Source organism: Flavobacterium sp. LAR06 (genome assembly GCF_041946075.1).
Lineage (GTDB): Bacteria > Bacteroidota > Bacteroidia > Flavobacteriales > Flavobacteriaceae > Flavobacterium.
This window is the reverse complement of record NZ_JAUTYT010000002.1, coordinates 79914-105060: the sequence shown is the minus strand read 5'-3', so window position 1 is coordinate 105060 and position 25147 is coordinate 79914. Positions and strand designations below refer to the sequence as shown.

Here is a 25147-nt window from a genome sequence, read left to right as displayed (position 1 = left end):
TGTATGGATTTTTAGACAGCCTTTTATTTTATTTCTTATCCAATTAATTGGGTAAATAAATCCTGATTGTCATTTAAATATTGAAATTCAAAACCATTTTTAGTCATATTTAATTTAATATTCATAATGTCTTTTTTGTTTTTTAATTCCAAACCAACCACTACAGATCCTACTTCGCGATTATTTTTTTTATGAAATTGGAAATAAGTGATATCATCATCTGGACCTAAAATGTTATTTACGAATTCTTTTAAGGCTCCTGGACGCTGTGGAAACTGAATCATAAAATAATGCATCAAACCTTCATAAAGCAAAGAACGTTCTTTTATTTCGGCGGTTCTTTCGATATCATTGTTGCTTCCGCTAACAACGCAAACAACGGTTTTGCCGTTAATTTTATCTTTATAGAAGTCTAAAGCGGCAATTGTCAATGCTCCGGCTGGTTCTACAACCATCGCTTCTTCGTTGTACAAACGTAGAATTGTGGTGCAGACTTTTCCTTCTGGAACCAGAATTATATCCTCTAAATTTTCCTTACAGATTTCAAAAGTCATATCCCCAACTTGTTTTACAGCAGCTCCGTCAACAAATTTGTCTATGGTTTTTAGCGCCGTATTTTTGTTTTCTTCAATCGAAGTTTTCATCGAAGGAGCGCCTTTTGGCTCAACACCAATAATCTTAGTATTTGGACTTAAATGTTTAAAAACTTCAGATAAACCAGAAGCCAATCCGCCGCCGCCAATCGGAACAAAAACATAATCGATTGGCTCTTTATAACTGTCGAGAATTTCTAAACCAACGGTCCCCTGGCCAGCAATAACTTTTTCATCATCAAATGGATGAATGAATATTTTGTGATTTTTAATGGCATCGGCTGTAGCAGAAGCATAAGCATCATCAAAAGTATCCCCGGTAAGAACAATTTCGACAAATGATTTTCCGAACAATTGTACTTGTTTTACTTTTTGTTTTGGAGTCGTTTTTGGCATGTAAATTTTGCCTTGTATCTGTAGAAGATGACAAGAATAAGCAACGCCCTGAGCATGATTTCCGGCGCTGGCGCACACAATTCCTGTTGCTTTTTCAGTTTCATTCAACGAAGAAATTTTGTTGTAAGCTCCTCTAATTTTATACGACCGGACAATTTGTAAATCTTCTCTTTTTAATAAAATAGTCGATTTAAATTCGTCTGAAAGGTTTAAATTTTGTGTAAGTGGAGTAGCGGCAACTACATTTTCAAGCTGTTTTTTGGCAGCAAGTACTTCGTTAAATAGATCCATAATTTTTGTTTTAATAAATATAAAACCTCCCGGTTTGGGAGGTTTAATAAATTGTATTTTGTTTACTTAATTTATATAACACCTCGCATTATTGCTCAATTACAATAATGTTAATCGCGATAATAATAGTGTTATTTAAGTTTGTCATTTTTTGTTCTTTGAAAAACAAATGTATTAATTATTTTTTAACCGGCGGATATTGTGCTAAAACTTTGTTTACGATCTCAGCCACTTTTGCGTCTTTTTTATCAACGTTTTTAGTTAAAGTTGCAACACCTTCACCTTGCCAGATCATTTCTTTCTTTTTAGCATCAATCAGGTCGATGAATAAAGTTCCTTCTGTAGAAGTTGAAACGGTAGTTTGACCTCCATACATCATATAAGGATTCCATCCCCAACCCCAACCATAGCCCCAACCAGCGCTAAATTGGTTTACGCTTACTTGTTCTCTCGATTTAGTAAAAATGTTTACTAATAAATCAGGGTTTTCGCTTTTAGTAAAACCTTTGGCTTGCATTTCGGTATCTATGGCATGTAGAATTCTTCTTTTATCCAAATCAGAAATTTCGACCTTGTCAATTCCAGGCTTAAAGAAAGCATATGTTTTATAAGGCGCAAAATCTACGTTTTTATCATAATCAGAATAAACACTTACACTGCTGCAAGAGGCTAGTAGTATTAAAAGCAGAAAAACGGGTACTAATTTGAATGTTTTCATATATTTAAAGATTTAATGTTCTCATTTTGAGTTAAATAAGAAAACTTTAAACTAAAATAGAGTTTCGTCAACTATATTAGGCAAAGTTATTTTTAGTAAAGGCTGAACTTTCATCGCTCTTTTTATGGCAAAAATTGCTTCGTCATTTCGGGCCCAGCTTCGTCTTGAAATTCCGTTGTTAACATCCCAGAAAAGCATTGATGCTAAACGTTTTGAAGCTTCTTTAGAACCATCAAGAACCATACCAAATCCGCCGTTTATAACCTCTCCCCAGCCAACTCCTCCGCCATTATGAATCGAGACCCAAGTCGCGCCTCTAAAGCTGTCACCAATTACATTTTGAATCGCCATATCTGCTGTAAAACGAGATCCGTCATAAATATTTGAAGTTTCTCTGTAAGGAGAATCTGTTCCTGAAACATCATGATGATCACGCCCTAAAACAACAGTTCCAATTTCGCCTTTTGCAATGGCCTGGTTAAATGCTTCGGCAATTTTAATTCTTCCTTCGGCATCTGCATAAAGAATTCTTGCCTGAGAACCCACAACCAATTTATTTTCCTGCGCACCTTTGATCCATTTGATGTTATCCTGCATTTGCTGCTGAATTTCATTTGGAGCGGTTTTTGCCATTTCTTCTAAAACCTGACTTGCGATAGTATCAGTTTTTTGTAAATCTTCCGGTTTTCCAGAAGTACAAACCCATCGGAAAGGTCCGAAACCATAATCAAAACACATTGGTCCCATAATATCCTGAACATAACTCGGATATTTAAAATCGATATTATTTTCGGCCATTACATCTGCACCAGCGCGTGAAGCTTCTAATAAAAAGGCATTTCCGTAATCGAAGAAATACGTTCCTTTTGCAGTATGTTTATTAATTGCTTTCGCTTGTCTGCGTAAAGATTCCTGTACTTTTTCTTTGAATAACTCCGGATTATTAGCCATCATTTCATTTGCTTCTTCAAATGAAATTCCAACCGGATAATAGCCTCCAGCCCAAGGATTATGAAGCGAAGTCTGATCAGAACCTAAATCAATTTTGATGTTTTCTTTATCGAAACATTCCCAAACGTCAACCACATTTCCTAAATAAGCAATTGAAACTACTTCTTTATTGGCTTTCGCCGAATTAACCCTCTTAACCAATTCTTCAGTCGAAGTTACGATTTCATTAATCCAGCCTTGTTCATGACGGATTTTGGTAATCTTCGGATTTACTTCGGCGCAGACCGTAATACAGCCTGCAATATTTCCTGCTTTTGGTTGAGCACCCGACATTCCTCCCAATCCGGAAGTCACAAATAAATTACCTTCAGGATTTAGTTTTATTTTTCTGAAACCGTTCAAAACTGTGATCGTAGTTCCATGTACAATTCCTTGCGGACCAATGTACATATAACTTCCCGCTGTCATTTGACCGTATTGCGAAACGCCCAAAGCATTCATTTTTTCCCAATCGTCCGGTTTTGAGTAATTCGGGATCACCATTCCATTTGTAACTACGACTCTCGGTGCTTCCGAATGCGAAGGGAATAATCCCATCGGATGTCCGGAATACATTGTTAAAGTCTGCTCGTCTGTCATTTCAGACAAATATTGCATCGTCAATAAATATTGTGCCCAGTTCTGAAAAACTGCTCCATTTCCACCATAAGTAATCAGTTCATGCGGATGTTGTGCTACTGCATAATCCAGATTGTTCTGAATCATGTGCATAATTGCTTTAGCCTGCAATGATTTTCCGGGATATTCATCAATTGGTCTTGCATACATTCTATAATCAGGACGCAAACGGTACATATAAATACGGCCGTATTTTTCTAATTCTTCTGAGAATTCGGTAATTAATTCGGCGTGATGCTGAGGCTCAAAATAACGCAATGCGTTTTTTAAAGCCAGTTTTTTTTCTTCAGCCGAAAGAATTTCTTTTCGTTTTGGCGCATGATTAATCGCTAAATCGTCTGTTGCCTTTGGAGGCAATATAGAGGGAATTCCTTGTTGTATTTGTTCTTTGAAAGTCATTTTTAAAGGTGCTAAGTTGCTAAGATTCTAAGTTGCTAAGGTTTTCATAGCAACCGATTAATTTTCTATTGAAAAAATGAACTAAGGATAACGAATATCCGACCTGTGATAGGATTTGTGGATTTTAATCCTAAATTTTCGTGAGCGAATATCCATCTATAATTTTAGAGTTAAGATTGTTGATTTCAGATTTTTTGAATTTTCAAATTGACACATTTTCAAATTGACACATTAGAATTTTCAAATTGACACATTTTTCTAATTAGTTTTCTTTCTTATTTGACCAGTTCCTTTATCAAACCCATACGGACAATGGCGACAACCACTTTTACAGCAGTAACCACGTTTTAAATGGTGTTTTTCAGTAAAGCATTTATAACCTTCCGGCGTATAGTAAAAATCTTCGCCTTCGATTAATTTATTTTCATTACTTTGCTCTTTCATAAATCTGCTTTGGGTACATGTTTTATTTCTTCAAAAATCAAAAATAATTATTTGATTGTTATTTTAATGAAATAGAACATTTTTATAGCTACAAATTTATAAATTTTACAGCCAATGTTTCTGATTGTTGCTAAATATTTAATTCCGAAAGGATATCGCGGAATGGCTGTATTTCCGTTTGTTGTGGTTAAATATGGTTTTGATAAGACAAACGGGACTTTTGTCAACCATGAAAAAATACATCTAAGACAACAATTAGAAATGCTGATTCTGCCTTTTTTTCTCTGGTATTTTTTGGAGTATCTGATTCGGTTGGTTCAATATAAAAACAAGGATTTAGCATATAGAAATATTAGTTTTGAAAGAGAAGCTTATTCAAATGAAAGGGATGGCAATTATCTCAAAAATAGATCTTTCTTTCAATTTCTAAAATACATCACATTAAAATAAAACCGATTTTGAACCAACAAATTCATATCAATTTTCCAAATAAAATCTCGTTAACTATCAAACGTGAAGACCTGATTCATCCGCTTGTTTCCGGGAATAAATTCAGAAAACTCAAATACAATTTACTTCAGGCGAAAGCCGAAAATAAAGAAACGATCTTGACTTTTGGAGGTGCTTTTTCCAATCATATTGCAGCTGTCGCGTATGCAGGAAAAGAACAGGGTTTTAAAACTATCGGAATTATTAGAGGTGATGAACTTTTTGATAAAATCGATGAAAATCCAACCTTGAAATTTGCTCAGGAAAATGAAATGAAATTTGAATTTGTTTCAAGAGAAGAGTATAGAAATAAAAGTGAAAGTTACTTTTTAGAAAAGCTAAAAGAGCAATTTGGAGACTTTTATTTAGTGCCCGAAGGCGGAACTAATGAACTCGCTGTAAAAGGCTGTGAAGAGATTTTGACCGCGGAAGATGCTGTTTTTAATTATATGTGTTGCGCAGTTGGAACGGGTGGCACGATTTCTGGTTTAATTAATAGTGCATTGCCAAATCAGAAAATTTTAGGGTTTCCGGCACTAAAAGGTGACTTTTTAAACGATGAAATTCGTATTTTTGCAAAAAAAGATAACTGGAATTTAATTTCTGACTATCATTTTGGAGGTTATGGCAAGATAAATTTAGAATTAATCGAATTTATTAATGCGTTTTTTGACGAGAACAACGTGCCCTTAGATCCAATTTATACAGGAAAGATGGTTTTTGGCGTTATAGATTTAATCAACAAAAATTATTTCCCTGCAGATTCAAAAATTTTACTCATTCACACCGGCGGATTACAGGGAATTGATGGAATGAATATCAAATTGAAGCAGAAAAAATTACCAATACTCAAAAACAATGATTAAAAAGATCCTATTGTTCTTTATAGTTGCAGTTCTGGCAAGCTGTTCATCGAGCAAACCGGCTATTGCAACAACCAAAAAGCAAGCAGCAGTTCAGAGGCCGCGAACGGTGACAACTAAAAAGCAAACACCTGTTAAGCCAATCGGTAAAAATTACCCTTCTACAAATAATACGACGGAAGTTATTCAGTCGACTTCAAAAACTACCGTTACCAGCACTTCAATCAACGATTATGTTTTGCAATACAAAGATATTGCAATGGGCAATATGCAGAAATATGGTATTCCGGCAAGTATTATTCTGGCGCAGGGAATTTTGGAATCTGGAGCAGGAAAAGGAGATTTAGCCTTATCAGCCAATAATCATTTCGGAATAAAATGCCATAAAGATTGGTTGGGCGAAAGCGTTCGTCATGACGATGATTCGGCTCAGGAATGTTTTAGAAAATACAGAGAAGCTTCAGAATCGTATCGTGATCATGCTTTGTTTTTAGTCGGTAAAAATAGATATGCATCTTTATTCACTTACGAAAAAGACGATTATAAAGCCTGGGCAAAAGGTCTAAGAGCTTGCGGTTATGCCACAGATCCTAATTATCCGGATAAATTAATCAGTTATATTGAGCGTTATAATCTGCATCAATATGATTGTCAGATTACGGGAAAAACGTATGTTGCAATTAATAAATCAGCTCCAACAAGAAAACCATCGTATGATGTGGCATCGGATCCAAAGATAAATATGAACTCAAATGATCCTAATTTATATGAAGTTCAAAAGGGAGATACACTATATTCGATTTCGAAGAAATTCAACGTCATGGTTGATGACCTAAAACAGAAAAATAATCTTTCAGATAATGCGCTTTCGATTGGACAAAAGTTGAAGGTTAAGTAGTTATGATTTTTTAAATATAAGTTATGAGTGATTTATGAAGAAGATAATCGCTATTGGAATTTTTATTTTTGCCATTGTTTTCACAATAAGATTTTTTTGCGGAATTTACATACATGATGAATTTGGAGAAAGGCATTTTTTTATAAAACATCGCCCAACTTGGAAATGGACATTTTATTCTCCTTTGGGAATGTCAGACATAAAAATTGAAGAACTTTCAAAAGAAAATCAAATAGAACAAAAATACTTTAATGAATATATAAAAGATCGCGGTCTTAGTTTGTAATCTAAAAATCTAAGAAGTCTAAAGATCTAATAATCTAAAAATAATGATCTATAAAAGAAGTAGTCAGCTTTTTGCTGAAGCAGAAAAAGTAATTCCGGGAGGAGTAAATTCACCAGTTCGTGCTTTTAAAGCAGTAGGAGGAACTCCAATTTTTGTAAAAAGTGCCAAAGGTGCTTATTTGTATGACGAAGATGGGAATAAATTAATTGATTATATCAATTCATGGGGGCCAATGGTTTTGGGTCACGCCTATCAGCCAGTTGTTGATGCTGTGATTGAAAAAGCAAAATTGGGAACTTCATTTGGAATGCCAACAGAATTGGAAACTGAAATCGCTGCTTTGGCAGTTTCGATGGTTCCGAATATCGATAAAATCAGATTCGTAAATTCAGGTACGGAAGCTTGTATGAGTGCAATTCGTTTGGCTCGCGGATTTACAAAAAGAGATAAAATCATCAAATTTGCAGGTTGTTATCACGGGCATTCTGATTCCTTTTTGATTCAGGCAGGAAGTGGAGCCGTAACTTTTGGTTCGCCAAACAGTCCCGGCGTTACAGAAGGAACTGCAAAAGATACTTTGTTAGCAAAATACAATGATTTAGAGAATGTAAAAACTTTAATCGAAGCTAATAAAAACGAAATTGCCGCTATTATTATTGAACCGGTTGCCGGAAATATGGGCTGTATTCCACCTCAAAAAGGGTTTTTGCAAGGATTAAGAGATTTGTGTACAGCAAACGGAATCTTATTAATTTTTGATGAGGTAATGACAGGTTTCCGTTTAGCTCGCGGTGGAGTTCAGGAATTGTTTAATGTTGATGCTGATATCGTAACTTTCGGAAAAGTAATTGGTGGTGGATTGCCAGTTGGCGCTTTTGCTGCACGTGCTGAAATCATGAATTATTTAGCACCTCTTGGTCCGGTTTATCAGGCAGGAACATTATCTGGAAACCCATTAGCAATGGCTGCCGGATTAGCAATGCTGCAATCTTTGGATAATGATCGTGCTATTTTTACCCGTTTAGAAGAAAAAACAGCTTATTTAGAAGCAGGAATTGATAAAGTATTAAAAGCAAATAATGTTGTTTTTACCATCAATAGAGTAGGTTCTATGATTTCTGTACACTTTGATGAAAATCCGGTTGTTGATTTTCAAACAGCTGCAAAAGGAGATAACGAAACGTTTAAAAAGTTCTTTCACGGATTGTTAAACGAAGGTGTTTATATTGCGCCATCTGCATATGAAACCTGGTTTATTACCGATGCATTAACTTATGAAGATTTAGATTTTACAATTAATGCGATTGACAAAGTATCAAAAACATTTTAGTTTTTAAATCAACAGATATTTAAATTAAAGGCTTAACTACTAAAAAAAGTTGAGCCTTTTTTAGTAGTTAATAAAAAGTTAATAAGTACCTGTTTTCTTGGATTATTGTAATCAAAAATTATTTTTGTTTAACAAATAACCATTAAACCCAAAATAAATGAAGAAATTTTTCATTTTATCTACTATAGCAGTTTTAATGCTATTTCCTAATAACCAATTTGCCCAGTCTAAAAAGAAATCCAAAAAAGAGGAAGCAATAACTCCTCCACTAGAAAAAAAATCAGAGTCAACAATTAAAGAATACAGCAAAGTAATTACCAAAGATGCTGTTTCTGACGAAGGACTTTTTACAGTTCATAAAGTGGATAAAAAGTATTACTTCGAGATTCCGAACAAATATTTAAACAAAGACATGTTGTTAGTAAGCAGATTGTCAAAACTGCCATCTAATTTAGGCGGAGGTTATGTCAACGCTGGTTCAGAAACAAACGAACAATTGATTGTTTGGCAACGTTTTCAGGATAAAATTCTCATCAAATCTAAATCCTATAATGCGGTTGCCAATGATACCTTACCGATTAGCATTTCGGTAAAATCAAACAATTATGATCCTACCTTATTTGCTTTCGACATTGTAGCTTTCAGTAAAGATTCTGCAAATACAGTTATCGATGTGACCAAATTTTACAGCACAGATGTAAAGGCAATCAGCGGAATATCCGCAGAAATGCGTGAAACCTATAAGGTAAAAGGACTAGAAGATTCGAGAAGTTTCATCAATACGATTAAAAGTTTTCCGATGAACATCGAAGTGATTCAGGATATGACTTACAATGCTTCAAAACCGTCAATGTTAGAAGAAAGTGAATCGATTAGTATTCAGATGAATCAATCAATGATTTTATTGCCAGAAGTGCCAATGAAACCAAGATTAGCAGATCCGCGTGTGGGTTGGTTCACCGTAAGTCAGTACGACTATGGAAGCAACGAATTAAAGTCAGATCTTAAAACATATATTCGTCGTTGGAGATTAGAACCAAAAGATCCCGAAGCTTATGCAAGAGGAGAATTGGTTGAACCAATAAAACCAATCGTTTATTATTTAGATCCTGCTACACCTGAAAAATTGAGAAAATACATCAAGCAGGGAATCGAAGAATGGCAAAAACCTTTTGAATCGGCCGGATTTAAAAATGCCATTATTGCAAAAGACGCACCAACAAAAGATGAAGATCCTGATTTTAGCCCGGAAGATATTCGATATTCTGTAATTCGTTATGTAGCGAGTACAACACGAAATGCAGTTGGACCAAGTGTTTCAGATCCACGTACTGGAGAAATTATCGAAAGTGATGTTATTTGGTATCACAATCATTTGCGTTCGTACAGAAACCGTTATTTATTAGAAACCGGAGCTGCAAATCCAAAAGCAAGAACTTTGCAAACCAGCGATGAAGAAATGGGAGAGATGATGCGCATGGTAATTGCTCACGAAGTTGGGCACGCATTAGGTTTTCCTCATAATATGGGCGCCAGTTCTTCTTATGACTGTGAAAGTTACAGAAATGGTGCTTTTACACAAGAAAACGGTATTGCAGCCAGCATAATGGATTATGCACGCTACAATTATATTGCACAGCCTGGAGATCAAAATATTCGTTTTATTCGTAAAATGGGGGCCTATGACCATTATGCTTTGAATTGGGGATATAGGGTGATTCCCAATACTAAATTGCCACAGGATGAAAAAGCAACTTTAGACAAATGGATTTTAGATAAAGCCGGAAATCCGATTTATAAATTTGGAAAACAAAGCAGCGCTTTTGATCCTTCTTCTCAAACAGAAGATATTGGAAATAATTCGATGAAAGCCAGTACATACGGTCTGAAAAATCTGGAGTATGTTGCTAATCATTTAAGTGAATGGACGAGCAATGTAACGAATGATTATGGAGATTTAGATGAATTGTACAAAGAAATGTTAGATGTCTGGAGCCGTTATGTAGGGCATGTCGTTACTAATGTTGGTGGAGTTTATGAAAATACTAAAAATCCAAATCAGGTAGGAAATGTTTATGAGGTCGTTCCAAAAGCAAAACAAATTGAAGCGATGAATTGGCTTCAGGTAAATGCATTTGCTTCTCCAACCTGGATTGTGAATATCAATACTTTAAAAAACACCAATTTTGCAGGTTATACAGAAACATTTAGAAATATTCAGGTAAGGCATTTAAATAACTTATTGAGTTTTGGCCGAATTGGAAGATTAATGGATAATGAAATTCTGGGTGCTGACACGTACAAAGCACTGGATTTGTTTAAGGATACAAGAAAGGGAATCTGGAAAGAGGTTAATACGGCAGCAAATGTGACTATTTACCGTCGAAATCTGCAAAGAGCTTACATCGACAGAATGGCTTTTTTAATGACAGAAGAAATTAAGCCAACAGACAGATCAATAATATATTATAATGTTTCTCAATCTGATTTAAGAGCTTTAGTGCGCGGAGAATTAAATGTTCTGAAAAAATCGCTTACAGCAGCAAAAGCTTTGGGTGTAAATACAGAAACAAAATACCATTATGAAGATTGTATTAAACGAATTGATTTATTATTGAATCCAATTAAATAGATAGAAACAAAAAAGAGGCTTTAAAGCCTCTTTTTTTGTTTTGGGACAAAAAGTTAGATTTTTTCTTTTCTGTATTCTTTCATTTTTTCTCTAGCCTTTTCTTTGTTTTCTGCCTGAATAGCTTTCCATTTTGTATATTGGTCTGCATTCAAAATAGCTTTCATTTTAGCGTCGTTAGCGTCTTTTTCAGCCATCATTTCTTTTTTAAAGGCTTCTCTTTCTGCGGTTGTAGGTTTTACATTGCTATCTTTTTTCGCTTGACGTGCTTCTCTGAATTTTTCAGCTTTTGCACTTCTGTCGGCTAATAATTGTTTTACCTGAGCCTGTTGATTAGCATCTAAACTTAATTCAGTTGTTAGTTTTTTCAATTGCTTCTCATTACGCTGTTCAGGAGTCATTCTTTCTTTATGATCTTTATGATCCTGAGTTGGATTACTATCCGTGTCTTGTGCAAAACTTGCTACTCCAACGAATAACAAAGCTGCAATAAATAATTTTTTCATGATGTAAGTTTTTTAATTGTTATATGGTTTAGACTTTGTGTAATTCAATAGGTTTAATTTGATTGTCATATTTGTATTTTATTTAACAAATTGAAACCTAATTCATTAAAACGTTTCTATTCGGGTAAAGATTATAGAATTAATTGCGTATTTTTAAGGTATCAACGAGTTAAGAACCTATAAGAATTTATTATGAATTTAGAATCATCATCAAACAATAATAAAATTGCCTTTTTTTCAACCCAGCTTTACGATAAAACTTTCTTTAACAAATACAATGCAGATTTTGGTTTTGAGTTGGATTTCTTTGAAACGCAATTGAATCCGCAAACGGTAATTTTAATCGAAAATACATCAATCGTTTGTGTTTTTGTGAATGATATTGTCAATGAAGCCGTCATTAAACAATTGGCAGAAAAGAACGTGAAAATTATTGCTTTGCGTTGTGCCGGTTTTAATAATGTCGATATAGAAGCGGCAAAAAAATACAATCTAAAAGTTTGTCGCGTTCCGGCATATTCTCCACAGGCCGTTGCAGAGCATGCCATGGCAATGATTTTGACATTAAACAGAAAAACGCATAAAGCTTACAATAGAGTTCGGGAGCAAAATTTCTCTCTAAACGGATTGTTAGGTTTTGATTTATTCGGAAAAACAATCGGAATCATCGGAACCGGAAATATCGGAAAAGCTTTTGCTAAAATTGCTTTGGGTTTTGGCTGCAAAGTTCTGGCCTATGATATTGTAACGAATTCTGAAATGGAAAAAGACGGAGTTGAATTCGTATCCTTAGAAACCATTTTTAAATCGAGCGATATTATTTCGTTGCATTGTCCGTTGAATGAACAAACAAAGCATGTAATCAATAAAAAGTCTATCGATGAAATGAAAGACAGCGTCATGATCATCAACACAAGTCGTGGTGGATTAATCGAAACGGCCTGCGTTATTGAAGGTTTAAAAGAAGGTAAAATAGGTTATTTAGGAATTGATGTTTACGAACAGGAAGAAAAACTGTTTTTCAGGGATTTATCTGCAGATATTATTCAGGACGATGCAATTCAAAGACTGATGAGTTTTCCAAATGTTTTGGTTACGGCGCATCAGGCTTTCTTTACCAACGAAGCTTTAACGCAAATTGCTTTGGTTACTTTTAATAATATCAAAGCATTAGTAACTCAAAAGGATATCGAAAACAAGGCAGCTTTATTGGTTTAAAAAGCAAATCTTAAGAATTTAAAAATAGAAAATTATGAAAACGAAAATTTTAGTTGCATTTATAGCCTTGGTTCTGTTTTCTTGTCAAAACAAAGAAAAACCAGCGTCAAAAAATATCATTAAAACCATTGTTCAGGATACCTTGTCAAAAACATTGGGAGGTACAGCCAATTTGAGTAAAGTCACTGCTAAAAATGATAAAGTGATAGAATTAATCAGAGAACAGCTTTTGGTAGTGCTGAAAAAAGATTTGCCAGTGATGACAAAAGATCAACGCTTTTTTTATTATGATGCCTTCGACTTAAATAATGACAAAAAAGATGAATATTTTGTGGGTTTCTCTAATCCGTATTTTTGCGGAAGCGGTGGCTGTTCAGGTTATATTTTAAATAATGATGGAAGCGTTATCAATAAGTTTACAGTAACTGATTTTCCAATTTTTATTGGGACAACTTCCTCAGAGAATTTTAAGGATTTAATTTTTAAAAGCGGTAATACCTTGCATTCGCTAAAAATGAAAAACGGAAAATATCCTTTAAATCCATCCGTTCAGGAAAAATGGAAAGGAGATATTCCTGCAGCATCTCCCGTTATTTTGGATATTTATGCTAAGAAATTGGAGAAGTATTCGTTTTAGTTATAAAATAAAAAACCCGGCAGGTTTTAAAACCTGCCGGGCTATATTTATAATAAAGTAAGATTTAAAAAACTATCCCACCAATTCAACCATCTTAAACTCACCTTCAACAGCAACCTTAGTTAAACCATGTTTAGATAAGTTTTTCATAGAAGCATCCCATTTTTTACCACTTAAATTCGCAGTAATTTTTAATTGCTGAAGATCCATTTTATTTTCATTTCCTTTTAATAGATCTACGATAAATTTCTCTTCATCCGACAATTCAATTTGAGCTTGTTTTTTCTCCGGACGCATTTGCGGGAACAATAAAACTTCCTGAATCGATGCATTATTTGTTAAATACATAATCAAACGATCCATTCCAATTCCCATTCCAGATGTTGGAGGCATACCGTATTCTAAAGCTCTTAAGAAATCTTCATCAATAATTCCGTTAGCTTCATCATCACCTTTTTCAGACAAACGCATTTGGTCTTCAAAACGCTCACGCTGATCAATAGGGTCATTCAATTCAGAATAAGCATTTGCGATTTCTTTACCACAAACCATCAATTCAAAACGCTCTGTAAGTTCAGGATTATCGCGGTGTTCTTTACATAAAGGTGACATTTCTTTAGGATAATCCGTAATGAAAGTTGGTTGGATATAGTTTCCTTCACATTTAGCTCCAAAAATCTCATCAATCAATTTTCCTTTACCCATTGTTTTGTCAACGTCGATTCCCATTCCTCTTGCAGCTTCAAACAATTCGTCTTCGCTTTTTCCAGAAATATCAAAACCAGTAAAATGTTTGATAGAATCCGTCATAGTAACACGGGCGTAAGGTGCTTTAAAATTGATTTTGTGCTCGCCAAAAGTAACTTCGCTAGTTCCGTTTACAGCCATTGCACAGTGCTCAAGTAAACCTTCAGCAAATTCCATCATCCAGTTGTAGTCTTTGTAGGCTACATATATTTCCATAGCGGTAAATTCAGGATTATGCGTTCTGTCCATTCCTTCATTTCTAAAGTTTTTAGAGAACTCATAAACACCTTCAAAACCACCAACAATTAATCTTTTTAAATACAATTCGTTTGCAATACGCATGTAAAGCGGAATATCAAGCGAATTATGGTGCGTAGTAAACGGACGCGCCGCAGCACCACCCGGAATTGGCTGTAAAACCGGAGTTTCAACCTCAAGATATCCGGCATCGTTAAAATAACCACGCATAGCGCTAAACAACTTTGTACGTTTTACAAAAGTATCTTTAACATGCTGATTCACTGTTAAATCAACATAACGCATTCTGTAGCGCAATTCAGGATCATTAAACGCATCGTGAACGTTTCCATCTTCATCTGTTTTTGGCAAAGGAAGCGGACGTAATGTTTTACTCAAAAAAGTAAATCCGTCAACACGAATACATTGCGCACCCACTTTTGTAGTAAACAATTCTCCTTCAATACCAATAAAATCACCTAAATCAGTTAATTTTTTAAAAACCGTATTGTATAATGTTTTATCATCACCTTCACACAAAACGTCACGATTCACGTACAATTGCAAACGTCCTTCGCTATCCTGCAATTCAGCAAAACAAGCCTTTCCCTGATCACGAACACTCATCAAACGTCCCGCAACGATCACCTTCTTACCTTCTTCAAACGATTCCTTCACTTGCTTTGAAGTATGATTTACTGGAAAAAGATTAGCCGGATAAGGATTGATTCCTAAGTTGCGTAAGTTTTGAAGTTTTTCTCTTCTAATGATTTCTTGTTCTGATAATGCCATTTTGTGCTCTTTTTTTAAGTGTGCAAAGATAAAGAAAAGAATGTAGATTTCAGAATGAAGGTTTTAGATTTTTTGAAGCAGAAAATTATCGTATTTCAATCACGTTCAGTCCCGCTATTCACTTGTATCTTTTTTGCAGAAAAAACAAAAAAGATTTTCCCTCCCATCGGGGCTAGATTAGAAGTTTTGGTTTTCAAAAGACGTTTGAGTTGGAGTCTTTACGCAATCATTGTCATTCCAAGGAACGAGGAATGACAAACAAAACGATGAAATTTAATTTCTGTAAGAAATTAAAGAAAAACCTCAGTATCTTAGCAACTCAGAACCTCAGAACCTTTCAAAAAATGAAAATCTTAAAAGCCTTTCTACTCTTACTTTTAGTTTCAAGTTGCCAAATTACCGAAACCATAAAAATCAATCCGGACGGAAGCGGAAGCATTGAAGTTTTTCAATTACGAGATGAAAACAGTTATATGCAATTAGGTCGTCCTCTTTCAGGCTCGGAAAAATTTACAGATACACTATTTGTTTTTCAGGATTACATCACAAAGTATGCTTCAACGTTTGTGAAATTTAATAAATCAGACCAGGAACTGTTTCAGGAACATGCTAATGTCAAAATGCATGTAAAGCTGGATCCCATTCAAATGGAAAATTTTAATGTAATTTCTTCCGACTTTAAAAAAATAGAAGAACTGCCCAATGTGTATGAAAGTCTTAGTCTGGCAAATTCTTTAAAAGAGAATTATCCGGTTTCAAAAGAATTTTTTAAAATAAAATATACTTTCGACGGATCTGTTTTCAAAAGAAACTTAGTTATTGTTGATCAGCAAGAGTTTGAAAAGAATAAAAAAATGCTTGAAGAAAGAAAAAAAACGTACGCTAAATATAAACTAGTACAATCCTACACCTTAAAATATCATTTTCCGGGAAAAATAAAATCAGTTTCAAATGAGAAAGCCATTCTCAGTCCCGATAAAAAAGCATTTACCTTAGAATTTCAACTTTCAGATTGTTTACAAAATCCTGAAACGACGAATTTAGAAGTGGTTTTAGAGCCAAGCAGCAATTAAACGATTAAACAATTCCACAATTAAACATTTTGAAATAGACTTCGTATCTTTGATAAAAAATTAACCATGATGAAATTATATAAATTACTTAGTTTTTCTTTTTTAGTGGCAACATTTACAAGCTGCACTTTTACTGAGAATATGTACATTAATGACAATGGAACCGGAAAATATTCTGTAGATATGGATGGTTCTGCTTTGATGGAAATGGCAGGTGATCAACTAGGAAATCAAATGGGAGCTGATGCTAAAAAAAATATCGACTCCACTTTTACATTCAAGCAATTAATTGCTGATAAACAAGATAGTATTTCAAAATTATCTCCGGAAGCGCAGAAAGAAATTAAAAAATTAGAGAATTTTGTTTTCAATGTAAAAATGAACGGAGAGGAAAAAAAATTCTTAATGAACATCGCTACCGATTTTAAAAGTGTTAGTGACTTACAAGACATATTGCAATCGATGAGTACACTTCAAAAACTGGAGGGCGGTACTGCTCCTTCAACGCCATTTGCTGGTTTGGGAGACAATAAAAGCAAGCTAAGTTATACTTATGACGGAAAGAAATTTACGCGTAAAGCAATCATAGACAAGCAGAAACTTGCTGAGAAACCTGCTGATTCAACAGCAGATATGTCAAAAATGATGTTTGCTTCGTCTAACTATGTTATTAAATATCATTTTCCTAAACGTGTAAAAAAGGTTTCAAATCCAACTGCATTGTTTAGCGAGGATAGAAAAACAATTACAATTCAATACCCTTTCACGGATTATATGGAGAATCCTGACAAACTAAACTTTGATGTGGAGTTTGAAAAATAATTAAAATGAATAAAAAAATCCAACTTCAAGATTTAGGAAGTAAAGATTATAAATCGACCTGGGAATATCAGGAAGAACTTTTTAAGGATATAGTCGACTTAAAAATCAAAAACAGAAGAGAAGAACTCGAATTAGAGACGCCAAATTATTTACTTTTCGTAGAACATCCGCATGTTTATACATTAGGAAAAAGCGGTGATTTAGAAAACCTATTATTAAACGAAAAACAGCTCGAAGCCAAAGGAGCAACTTTTTATAAAATCAATCGCGGCGGTGACATTACCTATCACGGGCCGGGACAAATTGTTGGTTATCCAATTTTAGATTTAGAGAATTTCTTTACCGATATTCATAAGTATTTGCGTTTTCTGGAAGAATCAATTATTCTGACTTTAGAAGAATACGGTTTAAAATGCGGCAGGAGCGAAGGCGAAACAGGAGTGTGGCTGGATGTTGGAACTCCGTTTGCACGTAAAATATGTGCGCTGGGTGTTCGTGCCTCACGTTGGGTAACTATGCACGGATTTGCTTTAAATGTAAATGTCGATTTAGGATATTTTGATAATATTATTCCGTGTGGAATTCGCGGAAAAGGCGTTACTTCTTTACAAGTAGAACTTGGCGTTGAAAAAGTAGATGAAGATGAAGTTAAGGCCAAAATCATAAAACATTTAACTCGATTATTTGAAGCCGAATTTGTTTAGAATAAAGCTTCTCAAATATAAGATAGTATGAAAAATGCTGAAGAAAATAACAATTATAGAATTGCTGTTCCTTCGGCATTTGAAACTGTTTTTTCTCATTTTTACTTCGCAGAAAACAAAACCGATTTTCCGGTTACAAAAACTTTATTGCCGAGTTTTCAAACCATTTTGGTTTTTAATTTCGGAACAAAATCGACTTTAAAATCGCAGCAAAACACTATTTTAGAAGTTGAAAAATGTATGGTTTTAGGCCCTATAAAACAAGCTTTCGATTATACCTTAGAAACTAATTCAGAGATTTTAGTAGCTAATTTTAAAGAAGATGCTTTTTATAGATTCTTCGGAAATGCATTGTTTGATTCAATGCCAATTCATCCGGATGACTTAATTCACGAAAATTGCTTCAGTCTTTTATGGGAAGAACTTCAGCAGATTTCTGAGGTTACAGAACGTGTCGCTTATATTTTAGATTTCTGCAAACCCTATCTAAGGGAACAAAATGAAATCACAACACTTTTGACTGATTTTAAAGAAGAAAATTTAAATCCGATAAAAGCAATTGCTTCAAAGATAAATCAGACAGAAAGAAACATTCAGCTGAATCAGAAAAAGGTTTTTGGCTACACCATTAAAGAAGTTAATCGGTATGAGAGATTCTTAAAAGCCGTAAATCAAATTCAAAAAAACATGCTAAATCAATCCAAAACAGATTGGTTGAATATTGTCGAAGAATGTGGTTATTATGACCAAAGTCAGCTTATTCATGACTTTAAATTTTATATGAATATTTCTCCAACGAAATTTCTGAAATTTCAAAACGATATCTGCAGTTCAAAAGCAGAATAAGTCGCATTTCGTTTTCTTACAATTGTCGTTGATGCTTGCATTCTACATTTGTCATGTTCAATCTTAAAAAATAGAAAACATGAAAAATTTAATTATTTATGCGCATCCAAATCCAGCTAGTTTAAATCATTTCTTCAAAGAAACTGCTCTTCAAAGTTTAAAAAATTCTGAACAAGAAGTCATAGTTCGGGATTTAAATAAGATCAATTTTAATCCCGTTTTGTCTCTGGAGGATATGCAGGGACAAAGAATGGGAAAAGTGTCAGACGCTGTCAAAACAGAACAGGATTTCATCACTTGGGCAGATCAAATTATCTTTATTTATCCAATTTGGTGGACAGGAATGCCTTCTATAATGAAAGGTTATATTGACAGGGTATTTAGCTACGGATTTGCTTACAGATACGATCAAGGCATTCAGAAAGGATTATTAACTGATAAAAGTACTATCATTATCAATTCTCATGGAAAATCGAATGCAGAATATGAAGCAATAGGAATGGATAAAGCTTTGGCGTTAACTTCAGATGTTGGAATTTTTAATTATTGTGGTTTAAAAATCAAACAACATTTTTATTTTGATAAGGCAGATAGAGCATCCTTAGAAAGTATTTCTGAATGGGAAAAACAAATTAAAACTGCATTTAAGTTTACTGATGAAAGAGTTGTTTTTGAATAGAAATTTATTTTTAAAAATTATATTGAAAAAAATGTAAAAAGGCCTTAATAAAAGTCAAGATTTTAAATTGTTGGCAAATTATGAAAATAAGTGATTTTGTACCGTTTTTATATGTAAATTGGTTTCTGACTTTTATAAAAACCTTAATCAAATTTAATATAACCGCTTATGAGAAAAATCTACTTTATTTGTTTCCTCTTTATTCTAAACAATGCTTTTGCTCAAAAGAAAGAAAAATTAAATCCAATTGCGGTTTATGAAAAAGTTTGGCAAGAGCGTAATAGCGATGCACGATTAAAATTAATAAAAACAATTTGGCTCGACGACAGTACTTTTGAAGATCCATCTGCATCTATAAAAGGTTCTGTTGCCTTAAACAATGTCATAAACGAGTTTTATAAAAAAAATCCAGATGCTATATTGACCTCAGGTTCAAAAGTGGTAAAAGACAATTATGTAACCTGGGATTGGAAAATTCTGGATTCAAAAAATAAATTGATCATGGCTGGCCGTGATTTTGCCCGACTAAATGGAAAAGGCCAGGTAAGCAAAATCATTGGTTTTTGGGATAAGGAAGTTACTTTGTCAGAAGCTGAAATTTTGCAAAATCTTGAAATTGATAATTATAAAGTTGTGGCAAAATATTACGAATGTCTTTTTAAGACAAAAGATTTAAATGCAATGGCAACTATAATTGAAGAAGGAGCGATTTACAATCAGGCAGAAGGTTTACCGTACGGAGGAAGATATGTTGGTTTTAGCGAATGGACTAAAATGTATGCAAAATCAGCTGAGTTTTTTGATTTGGAAATAGAAAAAGAACCCGCTTATTTTAGCGATGCTTCTAAAAATGAAGTAATTCTTTATTTCACTATAAAATGCAAATCAAAAAAATCCGGCAAAACGTTATCAATGCCTATTTCAGAACATTTTGATGTGAAAAACGGAAAAATTACTGCGATTAGACCCTTTTATTTTGATACGAAGCAGTTTGCAGAATTCTTAAAAAGCAAAAAATAAAATTATTGGAAGTTAACGACTTTCAGTATGCAAATTATTCGAAACAAAAAGGCTTATCAATTTTGATAAGCCTTTTTGTTATAGTTCAAAAAAATCAAGTTCTAATTGATCGGGTAAAAGTCTAAAACTCATTCTGTGATATTTTGTAGTACCATGTTTTCGAATCGCTTCACGATGTTCTTTGGTGGGATAGCCTTTGTTTTTTTTCCAGTTGTACATAGGGAATTCGTGATGAATTTTCTCCATATATTCGTCGCGGTACGTTTTCGCTAATATCGATGCTGCCGCAATACTTAAGAATTTTCCATCTCCTTTTATAATACTCTGATTCGGAATTGATTTTAGTAGTTCTATTTCTTGAAAAGAAAATTGTTTTCCAAAAGTATTTTTTAAACCTAATTTGGCATTCAATGCCCGATTTCCATCCACAATAATAAAATCAGGTTTTCGGTTCAATTTTAAAATACATTCCTGCATTCCTTTCATAGAAGCATTCAGGATATTTATTTCGTCAATTTCATCAGGAAATAAATGTGTGACTGAATAGCAAAGAGCATGTTGTTCTATGATTGGTTTTAAAAGAAATCTATCTTTCTCAGACAATTGTTTACTGTCGTTTAAAATTGTATTTTCAAAATCGGCAGGTAAAATTACTGCAGCGGCCGTAACGGGCCCTGCCAGACATCCACGACCGGCTTCGTCAGTTCCGGTTTCTAAAATAAAACCCGAATAGTTTTTTTCTAGCATTTTACTTAATTTTAAAGACAAATATAATTGAAATGAAAACTTCTCAATGGCAATGATTTGTTTTTTTATACGTTTTTATCTTTTACCTTTGCTTGATAAAATTTGCCGAAATAATTACATATAAAGCTATCAAATGAGAATACTCTTTTTTCTATATCTATTAATTGTACCAACGTTATTGTTTTCTCAGGAAAAAACTAGTTCAAAGAACAGTTTAGATATGAATACAAAATATTCTAGTATAACGGATACAGTGAAAAAGAAAAAGTCTCTAATTGCAAAGATAGAGCAATACCAGATTTATACACTAGAGCACGATACAATAATTGCAGATACGTCGCTAACACTTAAAAGTGCTTACAAGCAAAACTATTTAAGAAAAGATAATTTTGGACTTTTGCCATTTTCTAACATTGGACAAACCTACAATACAATACAATATGGTTTAACTGATTATTCTCCGTATCCTGAAATTGGTTTCAAAGGAAAACACTTTGACTATATGGAAGTTAGTGATATTCGATATTATTCAGTTGCAACTCCTTTAACGGAACTGTTTTTTAACACCACCATAAACAAAGGACAAAATTTAGATTCATTTATTACACTAAATACTTCAAAGAATCTTAATTTTTCTGCTGCTTACAGAGGATTGCGCTCTGAGGGAGATTATATAAATCAGTTAGTTAGTGCAGGGAATTTTCGATTTACAACAAGTTATTTTACAACAGATAAAAGATATGTCTTAAACGCTCATTTTACATTTCAGGATATTACAAATGAAGAAAATGGCGGAATTACAAATACGGACAATTTTGAAAGTGAAGATCCTGATTTTAAAAACCGTCAGCGATTGCAGGTATTTTTGACTGATGCGGAATCATTATTAAAAGGAAGACGTTTCTTTTTTGATCATGCATTCAGAGTAAATCCAAAAGATGGGAGTAATAATTTGTATGTAACACATCAATTTAATTACGAATATAAATATTTTCAATACTTGCAGCCAACACTTCTTTCGACTGTCACGCCAACAGTTGGCCCTAGTGTACAAGTTCAACGTTTTGGGGAATCATATGCTAGTGGTAATATAAACGATGAGACTCGTTTTGAGAAATTATACAATAAGGTTGGACTTGCCTATGAAAATTCGCTACTGGGGAAATTCAATTTTTTTGTAGATGATTACAGATCAAATTATAAATACGACAGAATTATTGTATATGGAGATGGTAGAGTTGTTCCTGATAATTTATTTCTGCAAATTAATAATGTTGGAGGACAATATGAATACCAGAAGAATAAATGGAATGGCCGCTTTTTATATACCAGATCAATTACAAACCAGTCTCTTTCTGATTTAGATGCGAAATTGAGGTATGACTTAAATGAGAAGATCCAATTCGATTTCAGATATAGAAATTTAAATAAGTTGCCAAATAATAACTATAATTTGTATCAAAGCAGTTATGTTGAATACAATTGGTCTAACAGTTTTAAGAATGAAAAAATTAATCAGCTTAGTGCTAATGTCTATACACCTTGGTTAAATGCTGAAGTTCAATATTCTGTTTTAAAAGATCACTTGTATTTTAAGGATGATTCCACTCCGGCAGAAGCTTTAGCATATACTCAAATTATAAAGCCGGCACAATATGGAAATGCAATTAATTATTTATCTGTAAAAGCTAGTAAAGAATTTAAATTTGGACCGTTCGGTTTTGATAATACACTTTTATATCAAAAAGTAGATCAGTCAGATTTGATTTTAAATGTTCCTGATTTTGTAACGAGAAATACACTTTACTATTCCAGCTATTTCTTCAAAAAGGCATTATTTATGCAGACAGGAGTTGTATTTAATTATTTCACCAAATATTACGGAAATGATTATAACCCTGTTATAGGTGAATTTTTTGTTCAGGATGCGAAAAAAATAGGAGGTTATCCGTTATTCGACCTTTTTGTAAACGCCAGAATTCGTCAAACCCGTTTTTACTTAAAAGCAGAACATATAAATGCTTTGTTTGCAAAAAGCGATTATTATTCGGCACCTAATAATCCTTATCGTGATTTTGTTATCCGATTTGGTTTAGTTTGGAACTTCTTCCAATAAAATTAGGGCTATTTAGATTTTTAGAACCACATATTAAATAAACATAAAATGGACTTTTCAAAAAATATTTTAGAGACAATTGGTAATACACCTTTAGTAAAACTCAACAAAATTGTTGCTGAAATCGATGCGTTAGTATTGGCAAAAGTCGAAACTTTTAATCCTGGAAATTCTGTAAAAGACAGAATGGCCGTAAAAATGATTGAAGACGCAGAGGCAGACGGCAGATTAAAACCGGGTGGAACTATTATTGAAGGAACTTCGGGAAACACCGGAATGGGATTGGCACTGGTAGCAATTATCAAAGGTTATAAATTGATTTGTGTAATATCAGACAAGCAGTCAAAAGAAAAAATGGATATTTTACGTGCTGTTGGTGCCAAAGTTGTAGTTTGCCCTACTGATGTTGAGCCGACGGACCCACGTTCTTATTATTCAGTTTCAAAGCGTTTAGCTGAAGAAACACCAAATTCATGGTACGTAAATCAATATGATAATTTATCTAATTCATTGGCGCATTATGAGCAAACTGGTCCGGAAATCTGGAAACAGACTGATGGAAAAATTACGCATTTCGTTGTTGGAGTAGGAACTGGTGGAACTATTTCAGGAGTTGGAAAATATTTAAAAGAGAAAAACCCGAATATTAAAATTTGGGGAATTGATACTTACGGTTCCGTTTTTAAAAAATACCATGAAACCGGAATTTTTGATGAAAACGAAATTTACTCTTATATTACAGAAGGAATTGGAGAAGATATTTTACCAAAAAATGTTGACTTTTCTTTAATCGATGGTTTTACAAAAGTAACTGATAAAGATGCCGCCGTTTATACAAGAAAAATTGCCATGGAAGAAGCCATTTTTGTTGGAAACTCTGCAGGTGCTTGTATTAAAGGGCTTTTACAGCTTAAAGAGCATTTTAAACCTGAAGATGTCGTTGTCGTTCTTTTTCATGATTCAGGAAGCCGTTACGTTGGTAAAATGTTTAATGATGACTGGATGCGCGAACGTGGATTTTTAGAAGAAAACGTAACGAAAGCGGAAGATGTAATTAAAGATCATATCGATAAAGAATTGATTGTTGTTCGTACCGAAGAATTAGTGTCGCACGCTATTGAACGTATGCGTAAATATAAAATCTCTCAAATTCCGGTAGTTGACATTAATGGATTTGTTGGTTCTGTAGACGAAACAGATTTGTTTAGGAGTTATGTTGCAGATAAAAATGTTGCCGAAAAACCAATTAAAGAAGTAATGGGTAAACCTTTTCCTATTGTGAAATTAGGAACTACAATTGAAGAAGTTTCTAAATTGTTTACCAAAGAAAATGACGCTGTTTTGGTAGATTTAGGAAATGGAAAACATCATATTATTACCAAATATGATATTATTGGATCTATAAAATAAGACAATTTTAATAACATTATAAATCCATAAATCGGAGTTTTAAGACTTTGGTTTATGGATTTTTTTAGCTGAAATATTTTAAAAATGAATTTTACTGCCATAGATTTTGAAACCGCTACGGGATATCATCCTTGCTCAGTTGGAATAGTTACTGTTGAAAACGGAATTATTGTTGACGAGTTTGTGTCTTTAATTAAGCCTCCAAATAACCTATATAATCCGTTTACGATTCAGGTTCATGGCATTTACCCGCGTGATACGGTTAATGCAAAATCGTTTTCTCAGGTATTTCCTGAAATTGAAAGAAGACTTAAAAATAGGGTTGTTGTCGCACACAATGAAAGTTTTGATCGCAATGTATTAATGAAATCAATGGCACTGTACGGTTTGCAATATGAAGACTTAAATATTGCACCACGTTGGGAATGTACGGTTAAAATTTACAAGGCAAAAGGACTAAAGCCAACCAAACTAAGTGATTGTTGTCGTGAAATGAAGATTCAGTTGAATCATCATGAAGCTTTATCTGATGCTCGTGCATGCGCTAAATTATATATGTTAAAATGATATTTATTTGTAAGATTAATACTGTCTTTTGTTGTTTTTAAGCTTTTGTAATTATAAAATA

The 25147-nt window shown here is 33.6% G+C and carries 24 protein-coding genes; 17 read left to right on the top strand and 7 right to left on the bottom strand.

Going from position 1 to position 25147, the window contains the following annotated elements; genetic code table 11:
- Positions 1-35 precede the first annotated feature (35 nt).
- From ilvA to Q7C23_RS03685, 4 genes are all read right to left on the bottom strand, one after another.
- On the bottom strand, positions 36-1280 hold the full coding sequence (ilvA, locus tag Q7C23_RS03700; RefSeq protein WP_375031232.1) for a threonine ammonia-lyase IlvA: 1245 nt from the start codon (positions 1278-1280) through the stop codon (positions 36-38).
- 178 nt (positions 1281-1458) lie between these two features.
- The gene (locus Q7C23_RS03695; RefSeq protein WP_375031231.1) at positions 1459-1998 is read right to left on the bottom strand and encodes a DUF4136 domain-containing protein; all 540 of its coding nucleotides are present in this window, start codon (positions 1996-1998) and stop codon (positions 1459-1461) included.
- Positions 1999-2049: 51 nt separating this feature from the next.
- A complete protein-coding gene (locus Q7C23_RS03690) occupies positions 2050-4026 on the bottom strand; it encodes a urocanate hydratase (protein ID WP_375031230.1) in 1977 nt (658 codons plus the stop codon).
- 258 nt (positions 4027-4284) lie between these two features.
- Complete coding sequence (locus Q7C23_RS03685; RefSeq protein WP_072975116.1) at positions 4285-4470, bottom strand: DUF5522 domain-containing protein; 186 nt, start codon at positions 4468-4470, stop codon at positions 4285-4287.
- Between the two features lie 114 nt (positions 4471-4584).
- On the opposite strand from Q7C23_RS03685, the gene Q7C23_RS03680 reads away from it, so the two are divergent.
- The 6 genes from Q7C23_RS03680 (at position 4585) to Q7C23_RS03655 (ending at position 10968) form a co-directional block, all read left to right on the top strand.
- Positions 4585-4920 (top strand): hypothetical protein, encoded by a 336-nt coding sequence (locus Q7C23_RS03680; RefSeq protein ID WP_375031229.1) that lies wholly within the window; start codon positions 4585-4587, stop codon positions 4918-4920.
- Between the two features lie 8 nt (positions 4921-4928).
- The gene (locus Q7C23_RS03675) at positions 4929-5825 is read left to right on the top strand and encodes a 1-aminocyclopropane-1-carboxylate deaminase/D-cysteine desulfhydrase (protein ID WP_375031228.1); all 897 of its coding nucleotides are present in this window, start codon (positions 4929-4931) and stop codon (positions 5823-5825) included.
- Complete coding sequence (locus Q7C23_RS03670; protein ID WP_375031227.1) at positions 5818-6720, top strand: glucosaminidase domain-containing protein; 903 nt, start codon at positions 5818-5820, stop codon at positions 6718-6720. The genes Q7C23_RS03675 and Q7C23_RS03670 overlap by 8 nt, the downstream gene beginning before the upstream one ends.
- Before the next feature lie 34 nt (positions 6721-6754).
- Positions 6755-7006 (top strand): hypothetical protein, encoded by a 252-nt coding sequence (locus Q7C23_RS03665; RefSeq protein ID WP_375031226.1) that lies wholly within the window; start codon positions 6755-6757, stop codon positions 7004-7006.
- 43 nt (positions 7007-7049) lie between these two features.
- Positions 7050-8336 (top strand): glutamate-1-semialdehyde 2,1-aminomutase, encoded by a 1287-nt coding sequence (gene hemL / locus Q7C23_RS03660; RefSeq protein WP_375031225.1) that lies wholly within the window; start codon positions 7050-7052, stop codon positions 8334-8336.
- 157 nt (positions 8337-8493) lie between these two features.
- Entirely contained in the window at positions 8494-10968 is a 2475-nt protein-coding gene (locus tag Q7C23_RS03655; protein WP_375031223.1) for a zinc-dependent metalloprotease, read from the top strand.
- Positions 10969-11021: 53 nt separating this feature from the next.
- Here Q7C23_RS03655 and Q7C23_RS03650 read toward each other — a convergent pair whose 3' ends face one another.
- Positions 11022-11471 carry a hypothetical protein gene (locus tag Q7C23_RS03650; protein WP_375031222.1) on the bottom strand — a complete coding sequence of 150 codons (450 nt, stop codon included), beginning with the start codon at positions 11469-11471 and terminating at the stop codon, positions 11022-11024.
- A gap of 192 nt (positions 11472-11663) precedes the next feature.
- On the opposite strand from Q7C23_RS03650, the gene Q7C23_RS03645 reads away from it, so the two are divergent.
- Both Q7C23_RS03645 and Q7C23_RS03640 read left to right on the top strand, forming a co-directional pair.
- Positions 11664-12689, top strand: a complete 1026-nt coding sequence (locus Q7C23_RS03645) for a 2-hydroxyacid dehydrogenase (protein WP_375031221.1) — start codon at positions 11664-11666, stop codon at positions 12687-12689.
- A gap of 34 nt (positions 12690-12723) precedes the next feature.
- Complete coding sequence (locus Q7C23_RS03640; protein ID WP_375031220.1) at positions 12724-13326, top strand: hypothetical protein; 603 nt, start codon at positions 12724-12726, stop codon at positions 13324-13326.
- Positions 13327-13398: 72 nt separating this feature from the next.
- Here Q7C23_RS03640 and lysS read toward each other — a convergent pair whose 3' ends face one another.
- Entirely contained in the window at positions 13399-15102 is a 1704-nt protein-coding gene (gene lysS / locus Q7C23_RS03635; RefSeq protein ID WP_375031218.1) for a lysine--tRNA ligase, read from the bottom strand.
- 344 nt (positions 15103-15446) lie between these two features.
- On the opposite strand from lysS, the gene Q7C23_RS03630 reads away from it, so the two are divergent.
- From Q7C23_RS03630 to Q7C23_RS03605, 6 genes are all read left to right on the top strand, one after another.
- Entirely contained in the window at positions 15447-16175 is a 729-nt protein-coding gene (locus Q7C23_RS03630; RefSeq protein WP_375031217.1) for a hypothetical protein, read from the top strand.
- Between the two features lie 66 nt (positions 16176-16241).
- Complete coding sequence (locus tag Q7C23_RS03625) at positions 16242-16997, top strand: hypothetical protein (protein ID WP_375031216.1); 756 nt, start codon at positions 16242-16244, stop codon at positions 16995-16997.
- Between the two features lie 5 nt (positions 16998-17002).
- Positions 17003-17701 (top strand): lipoyl(octanoyl) transferase LipB, encoded by a 699-nt coding sequence (gene lipB / locus Q7C23_RS03620; protein WP_375031215.1) that lies wholly within the window; start codon positions 17003-17005, stop codon positions 17699-17701.
- Positions 17702-17728: 27 nt separating this feature from the next.
- On the top strand, positions 17729-18547 hold the full coding sequence (locus tag Q7C23_RS03615; RefSeq protein WP_375031214.1) for a DUF6597 domain-containing transcriptional factor: 819 nt from the start codon (positions 17729-17731) through the stop codon (positions 18545-18547).
- A 79-nt stretch (positions 18548-18626) separates the two neighbouring features.
- The gene (locus Q7C23_RS03610; RefSeq protein ID WP_375031213.1) at positions 18627-19226 is read left to right on the top strand and encodes an NAD(P)H-dependent oxidoreductase; all 600 of its coding nucleotides are present in this window, start codon (positions 18627-18629) and stop codon (positions 19224-19226) included.
- A 168-nt stretch (positions 19227-19394) separates the two neighbouring features.
- Entirely contained in the window at positions 19395-20246 is an 852-nt protein-coding gene (locus tag Q7C23_RS03605) for a nuclear transport factor 2 family protein (protein ID WP_375031212.1), read from the top strand.
- 78 nt (positions 20247-20324) lie between these two features.
- Here the strand turns inward: Q7C23_RS03605 and Q7C23_RS03600 are convergent, their stop codons facing one another.
- Positions 20325-20993 carry a ribonuclease HII gene (locus Q7C23_RS03600; RefSeq protein WP_375031211.1) on the bottom strand — a complete coding sequence of 223 codons (669 nt, stop codon included), beginning with the start codon at positions 20991-20993 and terminating at the stop codon, positions 20325-20327.
- A gap of 133 nt (positions 20994-21126) precedes the next feature.
- On the opposite strand from Q7C23_RS03600, the gene Q7C23_RS03595 reads away from it, so the two are divergent.
- The 3 genes from Q7C23_RS03595 (at position 21127) to Q7C23_RS03585 (ending at position 25086) form a co-directional block, all read left to right on the top strand.
- A complete protein-coding gene (locus Q7C23_RS03595) occupies positions 21127-23109 on the top strand; it encodes a putative porin (RefSeq protein ID WP_375031210.1) in 1983 nt (660 codons plus the stop codon).
- 48 nt (positions 23110-23157) lie between these two features.
- A complete protein-coding gene (locus Q7C23_RS03590; RefSeq protein ID WP_072975085.1) occupies positions 23158-24519 on the top strand; it encodes a pyridoxal-phosphate dependent enzyme in 1362 nt (453 codons plus the stop codon).
- Between the two features lie 84 nt (positions 24520-24603).
- Positions 24604-25086: a 3'-5' exonuclease gene (locus Q7C23_RS03585; protein ID WP_375031209.1), complete on the top strand. Its 483-nt coding sequence runs from the start codon at positions 24604-24606 to the stop codon at positions 25084-25086.
- Positions 25087-25147 lie beyond the last annotated feature (61 nt).

Coding starts and splice junctions, on each gene's coding strand:
- Q7C23_RS03670 (WP_375031227.1), top strand. CDS start 5,818: ATGATTAAAAAGATCCTATTGTTCTTTATAGTTGCAGTTCTGGCAAGC.
- Q7C23_RS03695 (WP_375031231.1), bottom strand. CDS start 1,998: ATGAAAACATTCAAATTAGTACCCGTTTTTCTGCTTTTAATACTACTA.
- Q7C23_RS03645 (WP_375031221.1), top strand. CDS start 11,664: ATGAATTTAGAATCATCATCAAACAATAATAAAATTGCCTTTTTTTCA.
- Q7C23_RS03595 (WP_375031210.1), top strand. CDS start 21,127: ATGAGAATACTCTTTTTTCTATATCTATTAATTGTACCAACGTTATTG.
- Q7C23_RS03615 (WP_375031214.1), top strand. CDS start 17,729: ATGAAAAATGCTGAAGAAAATAACAATTATAGAATTGCTGTTCCTTCG.
- Q7C23_RS03590 (WP_072975085.1), top strand. CDS start 23,158: ATGGACTTTTCAAAAAATATTTTAGAGACAATTGGTAATACACCTTTA.
- Q7C23_RS03685 (WP_072975116.1), bottom strand. CDS start 4,470: ATGAAAGAGCAAAGTAATGAAAATAAATTAATCGAAGGCGAAGATTTT.
- Q7C23_RS03665 (WP_375031226.1), top strand. CDS start 6,755: ATGAAGAAGATAATCGCTATTGGAATTTTTATTTTTGCCATTGTTTTC.
- Q7C23_RS03605 (WP_375031212.1), top strand. CDS start 19,395: ATGAGAAAAATCTACTTTATTTGTTTCCTCTTTATTCTAAACAATGCT.
- Q7C23_RS03640 (WP_375031220.1), top strand. CDS start 12,724: ATGAAAACGAAAATTTTAGTTGCATTTATAGCCTTGGTTCTGTTTTCT.
- Q7C23_RS03625 (WP_375031216.1), top strand. CDS start 16,242: ATGATGAAATTATATAAATTACTTAGTTTTTCTTTTTTAGTGGCAACA.
- lysS (WP_375031218.1), bottom strand. CDS start 15,102: ATGGCATTATCAGAACAAGAAATCATTAGAAGAGAAAAACTTCAAAAC.
- Q7C23_RS03610 (WP_375031213.1), top strand. CDS start 18,627: ATGAAAAATTTAATTATTTATGCGCATCCAAATCCAGCTAGTTTAAAT.
- Q7C23_RS03690 (WP_375031230.1), bottom strand. CDS start 4,026: ATGACTTTCAAAGAACAAATACAACAAGGAATTCCCTCTATATTGCCT.
- ilvA (WP_375031232.1), bottom strand. CDS start 1,280: ATGGATCTATTTAACGAAGTACTTGCTGCCAAAAAACAGCTTGAAAAT.
- Q7C23_RS03600 (WP_375031211.1), bottom strand. CDS start 20,993: ATGCTAGAAAAAAACTATTCGGGTTTTATTTTAGAAACCGGAACTGAC.
- lipB (WP_375031215.1), top strand. CDS start 17,003: ATGAATAAAAAAATCCAACTTCAAGATTTAGGAAGTAAAGATTATAAA.
- Q7C23_RS03630 (WP_375031217.1), top strand. CDS start 15,447: ATGAAAATCTTAAAAGCCTTTCTACTCTTACTTTTAGTTTCAAGTTGC.
- Q7C23_RS03650 (WP_375031222.1), bottom strand. CDS start 11,471: ATGAAAAAATTATTTATTGCAGCTTTGTTATTCGTTGGAGTAGCAAGT.
- Q7C23_RS03680 (WP_375031229.1), top strand. CDS start 4,585: ATGTTTCTGATTGTTGCTAAATATTTAATTCCGAAAGGATATCGCGGA.
- Q7C23_RS03585 (WP_375031209.1), top strand. CDS start 24,604: ATGAATTTTACTGCCATAGATTTTGAAACCGCTACGGGATATCATCCT.
- hemL (WP_375031225.1), top strand. CDS start 7,050: ATGATCTATAAAAGAAGTAGTCAGCTTTTTGCTGAAGCAGAAAAAGTA.
- Q7C23_RS03655 (WP_375031223.1), top strand. CDS start 8,494: ATGAAGAAATTTTTCATTTTATCTACTATAGCAGTTTTAATGCTATTT.